This is a genomic window from Spirosoma endbachense (assembly GCF_010233585.1).
GTDB lineage: Bacteria > Bacteroidota > Bacteroidia > Cytophagales > Spirosomataceae > Spirosoma > Spirosoma endbachense.
The window spans coordinates 621,526-634,964 of record NZ_CP045997.1 but is presented as its reverse complement, the minus strand read 5'-3'; the positions used below and the strand labels follow the sequence as shown (position 1 = coordinate 634,964).

Here is a 13,439-nt window from a genome sequence, read left to right as displayed (position 1 = left end):
CTTCGAGCCGTGCCACCGGCAATTAGACCGAAAAAGCGGAATTAATATTTACCCGTAGCCGCTTCATCGGCCCAAGTTCAGATTCATATACTTTTTTGACTCCATCACCGAGGGCGGTTTCGACATCACGAATGTCGCGGACCAGTCGCTGTAATCCCTGTGGTTCAACCGATGCGGCATGGTCAGAACCCCACATAGCCCGGTCGAGTGTGAAATGGCGCTCCACAAAGGTTGCTCCCAGCGTAACCGCGGCAACCGTTGTCGAAAGGCCTGTTTCATGTCCCGAATAACCAATCGGAATTGTTGGGTAAGCAGCCTGGAGGGTTGGAACCATCCGCAGATTTAATTCTTCGGGTTTGCAGGGGTAAGCCGAAGTTGAATGCGCAACTAAAAGCGGATAGTCAGTATCGTATTCCTCAACGAGCGCGATCGCTTCTTCGATTTCAGCCATGGTCGACATGCCCGTGGAGAGCATGAGCGGGCGACCCGTATGCAGAATTTTTTCGATCAGCGCCAGGTCGGTCAATGAGGCTGAGGCCAGTTTGTACAGACATGGATCGAAGGCTTCCAGAAAATCGACCGACTCCACATCCCAGGCCGAAGCAAACCAGTCGATACCCTGTTCGTGACAATACTGATCGATGGCCGTATATTCCAGCATGCCAAATTCAGTTTTGCGCTTATAGTCGATGTAGGTCATGCGACCCCAGGGCGTGTCGCGCATGATGTTCCACTGATCGCGGGGAACGCAAATTTCGGGCGTCCGTTTCTGAAACTTCACCGCATCGGCTCTGGCGGCTACGGCTTCATCGATCAATTTTTTAGCCAGTTCGAGCGAGCCGTTGTGGTTAATGCCAATTTCGGCAATGACATAACTGGGTTGTCCATGGCCAATTTTTCGGCCTGTGTTAAGTGTAATGGTTCTCATTGGGTTGTATGGTTGATGCAAGTTGAACGGATACAATATGTTTGGCGTCAATAATTAATTCGGCCAGTTCGCGGAAGCAGCCTTCGCCACCTTTCGCATCGCAGCAGTAATCGACAATGGATTTGTTGTAACGGGTTGCATCAGCCGGGCAGGCCGAAAATCCAACGGCTTTCTGGATCTCCAGATCGTTGACGTCGTCGCCGATGAACGCTACTTCCGACGCATCTAAATCCTTGCGCTCCAGGATCTCGGCCAGTAAAGACAGCTTATCTTTACTGCCAAGGTGCAACTCTGTAATCTTTAATTTGGCAGCCCGCGACACAACCGATGGTGAGGTTTCGCCGGTAATAATTCCCGTCTCAACACCCACCAGTTTCCGAAGCCGCTCAACGGCCATACCATCCCGCATGTTGAATTTCTTCAGCACCTCGCCTTTTTCGCCGTAATAAACGCCTGCATCGGTCAGAACGCCATCGCAGTCCGTCAATAGGAGTTTTATGCGAGCAGCTTTTTCGATTAATTCCTGATTCAAATTGTTTTACGGTTTATGGTTTACAGGAGTCGATTGGCGGAAACTGCCATTTCGGGTATTTTCGGGCCAATCGACTCCTGTAAATCAGTTCATTAAATTGCCGTCCAGCCACCATCGACTACCAGATTGGCACCCGACATGTAAGCCGATGCATCGCTGGCCAGAAAAACAACAGCCCCCTGATACTCATCGGGTTGGGCCATACGACCCAGTACGGTTTTAGCGGAGTAATTCGAGATGAAAAACTCGTTCTGGCCGTTTTCTACACCGCCCGGCGAGAGCGTATTGACCCGAACGCCTTTCTGCCCCCAGTAAGCGGCCAGAAACCGGGTGAAATTGACTACGGCACCCTTGGTGGCCGGATAAGCGGCTGTTTTGTAAAAAGTCTGTTCGCCTGCTTCATTGCGGTAAATGCGCTGGTCGGGACCCACAAGTCCATAGGTAGAAGCTACGTTGATAATGCTGCCTTTGCCTTGTTGGGCCATCACGCTACCGAATACCTGAGAACACAGGAAAACACCTGTTACATTGACTTCCAGTGATGCCCGAAACTGGGACACTGGAAAGTTTTCGAAAGCCGTTAATTCCAGCGCCATGGCCGGATTTTCGACGGCTTCGTTTAAAGCTGCATTGTTGACCAGTACGTCAATTCGGCCATAACGTTCCAGAATCCGGTCGCGGACTTGTTTAACCGTTGCTTCATCGGTTACATCGAGTCCGATGCCAAAATGAGTATCGCCCAATTGGGAAGCGAACGACCGAGCCGCTTCTTCGTTTAGGTCGGCCACAACGACATTGGCTCCGGCTTCCGCCAGTGCCCGGCAGTGGTTGCGCCCGATCAGCCCAAGCGCCCCGGTCACAATAGCCACCCGATCGGTAAGTGAAAATTTATCAAGCACAGGAAAAAAGTTTTCGATTTTCAGCTTGTAGGATTTAGTGTTAATGTATTGTAAAGCAAGGCATTAACACTAGAATTATTTTCAAACTGTTACCCTCGGTTTGATGTTATAATCACTCGTTTTGCGGAATACCGCTTCGAGCACTTCACCGTGCAGATACGATTTTACGTTACCGCTTTCGATCGCTTCCTTCATAATCGGCAGCACATCCCGGTAGGCCGAAAGCGTATAGGCAATATCCTCATCGGAGTGACTGAAACACATGTTGTGAAAACCCGCCCACAAGATGCCGCGCTTGATCATTTCCTGTTGCATCAGGGTTTTGAGTTCCAACCCATTACCAGCGCCAGGCGCGAACGTAACCATCGATCGGCAGTTATAGCCAATGCACCTGGTCAGGTGCGATAGACCTAGTTCAGCAGCCAGCTGGTTGTAGCCATTTTTCAGTAAGCCGCCTTTTTCGTCGAGATAAGCCGGTACATTTTTATCGCGAAGTTCGTTGATCGTAGCGATGCAGGCAGCGAGAGAGAGGGCTTCCCCGCCGAATGTTGTATAGCTAAATACTTCATTGTTAAAGAGATTCATCACATCAGTACGGCCGGTCAGGAGGGCGATGGGCATGCCATTGGCACAGGCTTTGGAATAAACCGCCAGGTCGGGTTTGACGTTGAAATACTCCTGTGCCCCACCGATCGCGATCCGAAAACCAGTCCACATTTCGTCGAAGATCAACAGGGTTCCGTTTTCGCGGCAAACCTCCGCCAGTTCTTCCAGAAATCCGGGTTTAGGTGCTTCGAAGATGAACGGTTCCAGGATCAGTGCAGCAACGGTGTCGTCGAGCGCTGCCTTGATGCTGTCGATGTCATTGTATTCAAACGTGTAGGTCATATCCTGAATCGCATCTGGAATACCTGCATTCCGGCTCGTAACGGCGATGTACCAGTCGTGCCAGCCATGATAGCCGCAGCAGAAGACTTTTTCGCGACCCGTAAACGCACGGGCCACACGAATGGCGGCCGAGCAAACATCGGCACCGGTCTTACTGATTTTTACCGCTTCAGCATTCGGAATAATTTCCTGAATCAACTCCGAGAGTTCAACTTCAAGCGGATGCATCAGCGAGAAGGTGATGCCTTTGCTGAGCTGCTGTCGAATGGCCTCATCGACAACGGGATAGCAATAACCCAGCGAAACCGGCCCAATGGCTGCGTTAAAATCAAGGTATTCGTTGCCATCGACATCCCAAACGTGTGCGCCTTTGCCACGATCAAGGTATTTCGGGGCAATACCTTTCGTAAACTGCCCTGGTCCTTTGGCAAGCGTCTGGGTAATGGGCTTCTGAACGGCCAATGCCCGTTCGTAATACTGATCCGACACTGTAATGTCAGGATAGGTTTCGTTAAAACGGATACTATTCATGAGATGATGAGTTATGCAGAGTGAATGGGTAAGCGAACGGATCATGGATCGCCTGGTATCATTCTCTGTCAGTCGGCTAGATTTTCTACCAGATGCTCGATGATGGCCTGGGCAATTTGGGCCCCCGTAAATCCTTCATGTTCCAGTACTTCATTCAGGCGGGCCGGTTTATACCATTTCCCTTTCAGGGCAAAGGGGAGAACATGGGCCGTTTTGCGGTATTTGAGAAGTGTTTCTGCCACAATACTATACAGCCCACCAGTCAGGAAATGATCCTCAACGGTCACGACCAGATCCGAATTGGCACAAACCTCCAGAATGACCGTTTCGTCTACCGGTTTCAGACTGCGCATATTCACCAGACCAACCGAGTACCCATCATGACGTAACAAATTGGCGGCAATCAATGCCTGTTCGAAGAGCATACCGTACACCAGAATCGTTACATCGGAACCCCTCGAGACCACTTCGGCGCACCCGATTTCGAAGGGTTGGTTGTGTTGATAGGTGGCTGGTCGGGTTGAGATCCGCACGTAGGATGGCGATTTTGAGGCCCAGATCGTGGGTAGCATCTGGAGTAGATCCTGTTCATCAGCCGGGCAAAAGACCTGCATGTTCGGAATACCCCGCATCAGGGCGATATCTTCAACCGCCTGGTGCGTAGGGCCATTGCCATCAGACAAAAAACCCGGAATAAAGCTGCTCAGTTTAACGGGCAGATTACCAATGCCAACATCGGTACGGATAAATTCATAAGCCCGCATCGACAGGAAAGCCGCCAGGGCATGAACAACGGGAGTGCGGCCCCGTAGCGCCAGTCCCGCAGCCGCACCAATCATAGTCTGTTCCGTAATGCCGGTGTCGATAAAGCGATTACCAAGATTTTTGGGCATATTCCGTACCAGTGCCCGGTTTTCGGCCGTCATAACGACAACCCGTTCATCGGCAAGAGCAGTTTGGGTAAGTAATTCCTCGTAAGTCATTTTTTTAGTTGCTCTAAGGTGTATACGATAAGCTATAAAAAGCTTGATCGAAGGGCTCGGTCACCTGTTCTATAGCGGGTTCATACAGCTTATATTCCTTTCTTTTAGCGCACTACAAGCGTTTCAGATTCCAGTGTAGCTGTGTGTTCGCCGTGTAGTTCAGCGAGCAGAGCATTTACTTCATCGTGAGTGAAATTGCAGAACCAGCGATCGGCGCGGGCTTCAATACTCGGCAAGCCTTTGCCCCGGCGCGTATCGGCGATGAGCACATTGAGCTTCCCGGACTGAAATGGAAATATGGATAGTGTATCATCTAACACTGTAAAGTCGTGCCCATCTACCCGTTTGACCCCAGCCCCAAAGGCCAAAAATTTATCGACCAGCGGTTCCAGTGGAATCAGTTCTTCCGTAGGCATGTTGGCCTGGAAGAAGTTTCGGTCGACCACAAAGAGCAGATTATCAAGCTTGTAGGCATTAGCTACCAGAACGGCCTCCCAGACGGAGCCTTCGTTTAATTCACCGTCGCCCAGAATACAGACGACCTTATTGGGCGATCCGGCTATTTTACAATCCAGGGCGACGCCCAGTGCTACCGATGGCAAATGGCCCAATGAGCCGGAATGAAATTCAATACCGGGAACTATCACATTTGGGTGCCAGTAAATGGAATCCCGTGTCGATAAATGATTGTTGAGCCGTTCGACAGGGAGCCAGCCCAGTTCGACGAAGGTGCCGTAAAGGGCGGGTACGTCATGGCCTTTCGACAAAAACAGGTAATCGCGACCAGGATCGTTCAGTGTTTCTTTTTTTATGTTCAGAAACTGTTTGTAGAGATAAACGACCAGATCCGTCGCCGAGAGCGACGCGCCCGTAAAGCACCCTCCATCCGTAGACATCCGGATGATGTGTTCCCGAACTTTCAGGGCTGTTTTTTGTAGATCAGTTAACTGTTCACTATTCATGCACTACTTGGGTTTATGGTTTACGGCGTTCTGTTTTTGGTTCATGAAAAAACCGCAAAATGAATACGGCAAACCCATTAACTAATTACTGAGTACTCTCGTTTGATTTGCTGAAACAGTGTGGAGTTCGTTTAAATGATTGCGGTACCAGTTTACGCCCGCTAAATCGGCATTGATGGCATAGATTTCGGGTTTGCGCTCAAGTAAAGCCAGAATGTCTTCGCAGGAAAAGGCTGGGTTTGCCGGATATAATTCCTCGTAAACAGTACGGATGAACGCATAATCTTCCCGGTAGTCAATCGTGAAGCGGTGGCTCATGGAGTAATCCAGACCCGTTTGCCAGCTCACGTTACCCCTGCGGAACGTTTCGGGTGCCGTATCCCAGATATAGGGTGTGGTGTGTTCGCGTTCGAGGGGCTTCGTTGCTTCGAAGTGTGTTCGTTCCAGACAGGCTCGGGTCATTATTTCGACATCGTTGCCATCGGGCCAGGTAGCCGGGTGTAGATTACTGACGAAGTCATACTGTCCGGGATGATCCAGGAAAAACTGTAAAGTCTGATCGACAATACGCGGGTCGATCAATGGGCAGTCGGAGGGAATTTTAACCGCAATGTCTGCATTCCAGCGTTCTGCAATCTGGTAATGCCGATCCAGACAATCGTCCAGGCCTCCCCGAAAAAAAGCCACATGCTCATCCCGGCAAAATTGCTCGATCAGATCGTCGGACGGGTCGGTTGACGTTGCAACGACTGTCGTGAACGGTGTCTGGCACTGATTCAATCGCTCAAGCATTCGGGCCAGTAATGGTCTGTCCAGAATAGGCATCAGGACTTTGCCTGGCAGGCGGCTCGATGACATCCGGGCCTGAACGATGACAACAAGGGCTGAGCGGTTCATATACTCAAAACAAACGGCACGTAAACACCTGATTCAAATTAATTGCGCTAGTTACAGCGAAAGTCGTTGCCGGTCATATGCCACGGCTTCGTATTGATACGATTTAACAAAATGTTCATCTGGACCCGTATCCCTTAGGAAGTCGCGGCAGATGCGGGCAATGTTCTGAGCCGATGTGCCACCGTTCTGAATGGGCGTTAATCGACGGAGTTCATCGATATCGAAGTAAGACGAAACCGGCTTTAATAAGGCCATTCCTACATACACCACCGTTGAATACTGCGTGATGAGTTCCGCGCAGTTGGCGATCATTTCGTTCGTATTGCCTTGCTGAAAAATCAACGCATCAGGTGGGGCAATCTGCCGGATTTCGGCTTCGGCCCGCTCCCAGGCTTCGTTAGGATGGAGCTTGAACAATAGCTGGCGTCCATTAGCCATCGAAACAGCTTTGCGAATAAATCCCAGCCGGTCTTCGCTTCGGAAGGTTTCCCGGATATCCGATGTGGCCACCATGACATAATCGTGATGCGGGAAATCATTTGCCATATACTGGCGAACGTTATCGAAGTTGGGAATGCCCGTCACGAAAATTTTGCTGGCTTCCGTGCCCATCCCCGTAAAAAAGGATTTATAGCCTTCTGACGCTGCGCAATAGATGTTACAGAGGTTCGACGCGCCGTTGAGCGATGTACCAACGCTGAAGTAGCGCGGTAAACCCAGGGCTTTCACGGCCCTGGTCAGCCAGGTTACTTCGTCGACCATACCTTCCTGCACCCAAATGCTCTTCGTGGCCTTTACCGCTCCCGGCACAACCAGGTCAGAGCATACCACGATGAGGTCGTAGCGGTTTTGTTTTGCCTGATAATCGATGTTGAGGTTGAACGAGCGCAGATACGTTTCGGCATCAGTTCGGAATTTGCCCGCCAGAATGGTATGATCGAGCCAGCCCTGTCGGATTCCCCAGTTAATTAACTTAGCATCAGCATAGAACTGACTGAACCAGCAGTCATATTCATCGGCAAGCTGCGCCGAAATCTGGTGCATCTGCGAGGTCTGATTAACCGAACCGACTATGAAGAGTATTTTCTTTTTCACAGGAACAAGCTACTAAATTCTAAAAATCGAACTTCATTCTAAAGCGGATACCATAGCCCTGAGGGGCCAGTGGATTATCGAGGTATGACAGTCGTTTGATCAGGTCGACCCGGAGGATCTTGAAGATGTTGGCAATACCCACGCTTGCCTCCATGTAGGGCCGGGAATCCAGTGCAAATGAAACAGGCTTACCATTTTCATCCGTTGGTAGCCGGAGCAGGCCATCAGACTGCCCGGTCGTTATATTGTCGGGACCAGGTCGGTTTTCCGGGCGTAGTCCGCCCCACAAACCTTTGAACGTAACTACTTCACGCAGTTTGAGTTTTTTTAATAAAGGAATCTTATTGAAAATGAACCCATTGAAGTAGTGATCGGCAAAAACAGCCCCGTAATGATCACTGACAAACTCCAGGAAGTTCATCATATTATACGACTCCGGTTGATAAGCGTAGGTCTGGTTGGCGCGGTGAATGGTTAGCAATGGGAAGGGGAGCCGACCAAATGTTTGCCCGCCTTCGAGCGTAATGTCTGTATAGCCGATGGGTGCCACATAAAACCGTTTGTTTGCATAGACCATCAGACGCTGAAAGTTGTATTGCCCATCCAGTAATCCTTTAATTCCAGCGGTAAAGCGGATTTGAATGATCGGATATTTGTTTACGATGGGAACCCGATAGTTTTTACCCTGATAAAACTGCTCGTGGGGAGCATACCGTAGGCCTGCCGTTAGTTCAGTACTGGTTACGTTCGATATGGGTAATACTCCCCCTTCCGGTACATACCGGTCAAACGTAAGTGCCCCCGCCGGTGTTTGTTCAATGCGCTTTACATTGAGGTTAAGGCCTAGTCCGCTCTTCGATTCGTTGAGGTAATCGATGGCGAAAACCTGGTTATAGGTCCGCCGATTGTTGGGCCCACGTTTGAACGAGAGCAAAAAATTGTCTTCCTGCACAAACTGAAGTTCCTGCCCCGGAATTTTCAGGTCGTTCTGGACACTGACCTGCAAATGCTTGATCGGGTAGGTATAGGTGTTATGGTCCGTCAGCGAAAAGGTGGCTGAAGCAAAATATTTGACCCGTTTGTCGCGAAAGCCATACGCGCCGTAGGTTTCAAAAGCCATTCGGTCGCTAAAGGTTGTCGTTGTTCGTCCACCCACGCGTAATCGCAACCCTTCGACCGGATTGAAACTATAGAATGTATTGACTGGACCAAGCTCAAATGGGCCGAACGGTTTATAGCCTTCCAGTAGAAATAGCGCCGTGTTCATGAATTTCTGGAATACCGGGACTTTTCGGACGCTATCGACCATTTCATAGATACCCAGTTCTTTATCCGAAAGGGGTTGATGGCGAGCCTGCGCCCAGAAGGAATCAGATCGTGTCAGGGCATCTTTACTGACATCGCTCGATAAACCACTGAATCGTTTGGAATCAATGGGTTGATTCACCATGTAATCGCGATACGAAACACTGCGCTGGCCAAACAAGCCCATGCCGTTCTCTTTTTTGAGGAGATTGAACTCAATGGCCAGCTCATCTTTGGTGAGCATCAGCCCCTGATCCTGCACAAAATCATATTCCTGGGCCAGCCGCATGTCAGTGACGAAATTGACGTTAATGTCTTTCGAAAAACCCATGACCACTTTCCGAATCGCGTAGCTCGAATCGAGTGCGATTGCCATTGTTCCCTGAAACAGTAAATCGGTTTTGTTTCGGGGCGAAAAGCCAAGATTCACGCATCGAACACCTTTGATATCCGTTGAATCGATGATGACGTACTTGTAAAATTGCGGAGCCAGGGGCGAGGTCGGGCCGAGAAACTGATTCGATAGCAGCATAATGCTGTTATCGTACACATTGACATCCTGATAGAGGGTTTCCAGATAAACCTTGATGCCATTATTGTCCACGTAATTTCCCAGTCCGGTCATTTTTTCGCCTTCCACGACTTCTTTTTTTCGCTCGGGGTTACGGCTGTAGAGTACGTTGGAAATGGATTCCTTCAGATAAATGGGTAGGTTTACTTTACCCGTTACCTGTGACGTATCGAGATAGTTGAAGACAAAATCGAACTTTTTGAGCGATCGGCGATTACGGAATTTTTCGGAGATGTTGCTCAGATCGAATTCAATCTTTTCGTATTTGTTATACTGGTAAAACGAAAGCGCTTCCTTGCGGTTCTGACCCTTGTGGGCGATCACTTTTTCGATCAGTAAAACCGCCGGATTATCCTTATTCCGGTAGCGTTCGCGCTTCCCCCGAACCGTCACCTCCGACAGGTTCTTTTGCTGCGGCTGCAACCGGAAGTTGAGCACCAGTACTTTCTGCGAACCATCGATGGTGATTGTTTTTGATTCCGGCGCATAGCCAACAAAGGAGGCCCGGAGAGTAATCGTACCTGGCGATAACTCCAGGGCATAAGCCCCATTCAGGTCGGATTGTGTACCCATTGTTGAGCCTTCGACCAGAACGTTCGAGAACTCAACCGCAGCATTGGTACGTGCATTAATCACTTTACCCCGAACGATCGTTTTTTGTGCAAACAGTTGACAGACAGTTAGTAAACACAAAAGGAGGGAGACCAGCCAGAATCGGTTGGAACGAGTGAGAGAGGGATGAAAAGCATCCCGGTCAGACGAGCCCGTATAGTTTTCGTCCATAAGCAAGATGAATCGTTGAATGGTGTGCCAACCCCATTTCTATGAAGTAAACTCGGTTGACTACACACATACAGTGTAAGTCCAAAAAAAGTTTTCACTTATTTTAAATTCTTGTTTAAAATAAACGTTTACTTTATTTTGTCCAAGAGAATACTGGTCAAGGATAATTTAAAGGCTGAGATTTTTTGACTAATGAGTACGTTTCATAGCTGACAATCTTAACTGCTCAAACCCCTATCTGAACCCTGACAAAACAACAAAATGAAGACTAAAATAAGAAGGTTAGGGAGGCCGTTTTGGGTAGAATCGCATCATCGTACCGATACAATTCAGAAGGCTGGACAGCTACAATTTGTTGGATTTTTACGAGGTAGTGACAAGGATCTGCCCGCCATTTTTAACAGTTGCAGCTGGTCACAAACACCCTCAGATTGTCGCGATTGCCCCTCATATTAATACCTCGTCCGGTTTAACTTTGTGCATACAGTAAACGAATAGCAAATAATATGAGAAAGATCCGAATCCTGGAACATATCTCACTCGACGGCGTGATCCAGCACGAAAACGACGAAAACTTCACGCATGGCAATTGGACGATGCCTTTTCGAAGTCCGGCTGGCTTAGAGGCCGTTGAAGAGGCACAGGGCAGCCCCTTCGATCTGCTGCTTGGCCGTCACACCTACGATTTGTGGTCCGACTACTGGCCCAAAGCCGGCAATATGCCGATAGCCAACGGCCTGAATGCTGCGACCAAATACGTCGCCACCCACCGACCGGACAGCCTCGAATGGGGGCCGTTTATGGACTTAGGTACGGATAGCATAGCGGGTATTCGCAGCCTTAAGGAAACAGACGGCCCTGACCTGATCGTCTGGGGAAGTTCAACACTGACGCCGGTGTTGCTCGACCAGGGATTGGCCGACGAGGTTGTATTGCTGGTCTACCCGGTTTTCCTGGGCCGGGGCAAGCGTTTTTTTTCGGACAGTGTGGACCCGTGCGAACTGGCTTTGGTCAGCACGAAGGTTACGCCCACAGGCGTGTTCATCAATACGTACCGGCACGTTAGATCGCTGCGAACTTAAGTTTGCACCAATTCCGGGTCTTTTTCCAGAGTACTGATCTGCTCGGGCTTGAAGCGATTTGTAAACCTGATCAAGGATCGTTAATGCAGGAACCGGTCCAGGTCAATGCGTATGGAGAGCTGGCTGGTTCCGGCTGTGGGAACCGATGAGAATCGGGCATAGGTGAGCTGGAAGCCACGAGCCTGTACGGAAGCGCCAAACGAAATACCGGCACCACCTGCGCCTGTTGCTACTTTACCCTCCTGGCGTTTTTGGTGATTATAACCCAAAAGTAAATGCACATGCCGGCTAACCAGAAATTCGGCACCGATACTCAAATGACGGGCAATTTTTTCCATTACGCTCGTCGTTTGTGAAATCAAATTGCCGTTCAGATCGTAGCGTACATTCAAATTGGGATCGTTATAGCTGATGTCGAATCGCTGTAAATGGTGGGCCGTTACGGTCAGGCGTATGGGCGCGTGTTTGGGCTTTACGGTTACCCCAGCCTGTAAATCGAAAGGCAGATCAGCGTCGGTTGGTCCGTAATTTTTGAGGAGATAACCAACGTTTTTAGCCACCAGACCGAAGGTTAAGTCCTGATTTGGATGCCGCCAGACACCGCCCAGATCGGCCAGGATGCCGAATGCAGAATAAGTTTCGATACTTGAACCGACTGCTTTGATCGTAACACCAAGCGTGAAATTACCTTCTGTCCGGGCATGAGTGAGGCTCAGCGCATAGTCGTTGGCACTGAATGTGCCCAAGGAATTACCCGCTGGGTCGGTCAGGTCAAACTGACCATAACTAAGATACTGCAAGCCTATTGCCCAACGGGCATGCCGGTCTACTGAATTAGATGAGATGGGTAGACCGTACTGTAAGGTATAATACTTCGCAGCTGCGAGATAAGGCATCAGGCTAATAGCCAGTTGATTATCTTTGCTGGAATCGGCAAGTGCCGGGTTGTTGAGGTGATACGAACCGTCGGGTTTAGTGGCAGAAGCAACCTGCCCGCCAAGGGCAGCAACACGTGCGTGCGTGGGCAGATCCAGAAACGAAAAAACGCGTTGCCCGCCGAGGGTTTGAGCATCAGTGATTCGAGAAAGGATGGAAAGGAAAATCAGCCCCAGATAACGTTTTCGCACAGATCAAACAACTAGTAGTTTAGCAAATGTCGGCGAAAAAGCCTGAAAGCTCAACTTCAGGGCTCTATAAACCAAACCCAATTTTTAGTCCGGCGGCTACGCTTAGCTGAGGGCTACGACCTGGTTGAAAGCGATCGGGCAGAAACCCACAGCCACATTGCCGTTCATCGGGAGTTGTTTGCGTAATACCGTAACGTACCCCGACACCAATGTACAGATCCAGCAATACGCGGGACAGGCTGGTAACTGACTCACCAGGGATGGCAATCTGACGTCCCCATTTTACATGGCTACCCACCACAAATCGACTGATGGATTTCTGAGAAACCGGGGCATTTAGCGCTGCATAACTACTTTCTTTTGTGCCATTGATCTGTTTGGCAAATCCTTCAACAGCGATGTAATTGCCTAAAGGGAAATTGCTTCGAATGTGAATGTTTTGCCGATTGTTCGTGCGGTAGTGACTGGTGTAGTGACGCCATTCCGATCGAAAACGCCAGATCGACCAATCTGCAAATTTTTCCTTCTGATCCGTTGTAACCGATAACCCTTTATGGCCGTAGCCAATTTCAGCCTGAACGGAGTTTTGACGGCTGATGCGAACTTCAACAGCTCCCTGAACGGTTGCGTCGGGGTCGAGCAATAAAGACAAAGGGGCCAGTTTTAGAATAACTCCGGTCGAGTGCCGATAACGAATTGTCGAATCCTGCGCCGAAACGGATCGCGTAACGAGCAGAAAAAAGAACAGGTAGAGTCCTTGTTTCATCGTGGCTTTAAATAAACATTGGTCTAAATGATGATACAAAATTCTACAAAATCGTTGGAATTGATAAGAACATTTAACTTTGTCTAATTC

At 49.5% G+C, this 13,439-nt stretch carries 12 protein-coding genes; 1 reads left to right on the top strand and 11 read right to left on the bottom strand.

Translation table 11 applies throughout. From position 1 onward, the window contains the following. Positions 1-22 precede the first annotated feature (22 nt). The 9 genes from GJR95_RS02510 to GJR95_RS02470 all read right to left on the bottom strand — a co-directional run bounded on the left by GJR95_RS02510 (position 23) and on the right by GJR95_RS02470 (position 10,374). Positions 23-928, bottom strand: a complete 906-nt coding sequence (locus GJR95_RS02510) for an N-acetylneuraminate synthase family protein (protein WP_162384385.1) — start codon at positions 926-928, stop codon at positions 23-25. After that, positions 909-1,460 (bottom strand): KdsC family phosphatase, encoded by a 552-nt coding sequence (locus GJR95_RS02505; protein WP_162384384.1) that lies wholly within the window; start codon positions 1,458-1,460, stop codon positions 909-911. Before GJR95_RS02505 ends, GJR95_RS02510 begins: the two co-directional genes overlap by 20 nt. A 92-nt stretch (positions 1,461-1,552) precedes the next feature. After that, the gene (locus GJR95_RS02500) at positions 1,553-2,359 is read right to left on the bottom strand and encodes an SDR family oxidoreductase (RefSeq protein WP_162384383.1); all 807 of its coding nucleotides are present in this window, start codon (positions 2,357-2,359) and stop codon (positions 1,553-1,555) included. Positions 2,360-2,440: 81 nt separating this feature from the next. After that, positions 2,441-3,778 carry an aminotransferase class III-fold pyridoxal phosphate-dependent enzyme gene (locus GJR95_RS02495; protein WP_232541058.1) on the bottom strand — a complete coding sequence of 446 codons (1,338 nt, stop codon included), beginning with the start codon at positions 3,776-3,778 and terminating at the stop codon, positions 2,441-2,443. Between the two features lie 68 nt (positions 3,779-3,846). Next, positions 3,847-4,761 (bottom strand): transketolase family protein, encoded by a 915-nt coding sequence (locus GJR95_RS02490; protein WP_162384381.1) that lies wholly within the window; start codon positions 4,759-4,761, stop codon positions 3,847-3,849. A gap of 104 nt (positions 4,762-4,865) precedes the next feature. Then, a complete protein-coding gene (locus GJR95_RS02485) occupies positions 4,866-5,723 on the bottom strand; it encodes a transketolase (protein ID WP_162384380.1) in 858 nt (285 codons plus the stop codon). 81 nt (positions 5,724-5,804) lie between these two features. Continuing rightward, the gene (locus GJR95_RS02480; protein WP_162384379.1) at positions 5,805-6,620 is read right to left on the bottom strand and encodes a cytidylyltransferase domain-containing protein; all 816 of its coding nucleotides are present in this window, start codon (positions 6,618-6,620) and stop codon (positions 5,805-5,807) included. A gap of 51 nt (positions 6,621-6,671) precedes the next feature. Next, positions 6,672-7,715 carry a glycosyltransferase family protein gene (locus GJR95_RS02475; RefSeq protein ID WP_162384378.1) on the bottom strand — a complete coding sequence of 348 codons (1,044 nt, stop codon included), beginning with the start codon at positions 7,713-7,715 and terminating at the stop codon, positions 6,672-6,674. Positions 7,716-7,734: 19 nt separating this feature from the next. Then, positions 7,735-10,374: a DUF5686 and carboxypeptidase-like regulatory domain-containing protein gene (locus GJR95_RS02470; RefSeq protein WP_162384377.1), complete on the bottom strand. Its 2,640-nt coding sequence runs from the start codon at positions 10,372-10,374 to the stop codon at positions 7,735-7,737. Between the two features lie 506 nt (positions 10,375-10,880). Between GJR95_RS02470 and GJR95_RS02465 the strand changes: the two genes are divergently transcribed. Further along, positions 10,881-11,456, top strand: coding sequence for a dihydrofolate reductase family protein (locus GJR95_RS02465; RefSeq protein WP_162384376.1), 576 nt, complete (start codon positions 10,881-10,883; stop codon positions 11,454-11,456). 80 nt (positions 11,457-11,536) lie between these two features. Here GJR95_RS02465 and porQ read toward each other — a convergent pair whose 3' ends face one another. Beyond that, positions 11,537-12,583, bottom strand: a complete 1,047-nt coding sequence (porQ, locus tag GJR95_RS02460) for a type IX secretion system protein PorQ (protein WP_162384375.1) — start codon at positions 12,581-12,583, stop codon at positions 11,537-11,539. Between the two features lie 64 nt (positions 12,584-12,647). Continuing rightward, on the bottom strand, positions 12,648-13,349 hold the full coding sequence (locus tag GJR95_RS02455) for a hypothetical protein (RefSeq protein ID WP_162384374.1): 702 nt from the start codon (positions 13,347-13,349) through the stop codon (positions 12,648-12,650). Positions 13,350-13,439 lie beyond the last annotated feature (90 nt).

Coding starts and splice junctions, on each gene's coding strand:
- GJR95_RS02510 (WP_162384385.1), bottom strand. CDS start 928: ATGAGAACCATTACACTTAACACAGGCCGAAAAATTGGCCATGGACAA.
- GJR95_RS02470 (WP_162384377.1), bottom strand. CDS start 10,374: ATGGACGAAAACTATACGGGCTCGTCTGACCGGGATGCTTTTCATCCC.
- GJR95_RS02495 (WP_232541058.1), bottom strand. CDS start 3,778: ATGAATAGTATCCGTTTTAACGAAACCTATCCTGACATTACAGTGTCG.
- GJR95_RS02490 (WP_162384381.1), bottom strand. CDS start 4,761: ATGACTTACGAGGAATTACTTACCCAAACTGCTCTTGCCGATGAACGG.
- GJR95_RS02485 (WP_162384380.1), bottom strand. CDS start 5,723: ATGAATAGTGAACAGTTAACTGATCTACAAAAAACAGCCCTGAAAGTT.
- GJR95_RS02480 (WP_162384379.1), bottom strand. CDS start 6,620: ATGAACCGCTCAGCCCTTGTTGTCATCGTTCAGGCCCGGATGTCATCG.
- GJR95_RS02465 (WP_162384376.1), top strand. CDS start 10,881: ATGAGAAAGATCCGAATCCTGGAACATATCTCACTCGACGGCGTGATC.
- GJR95_RS02455 (WP_162384374.1), bottom strand. CDS start 13,349: ATGAAACAAGGACTCTACCTGTTCTTTTTTCTGCTCGTTACGCGATCC.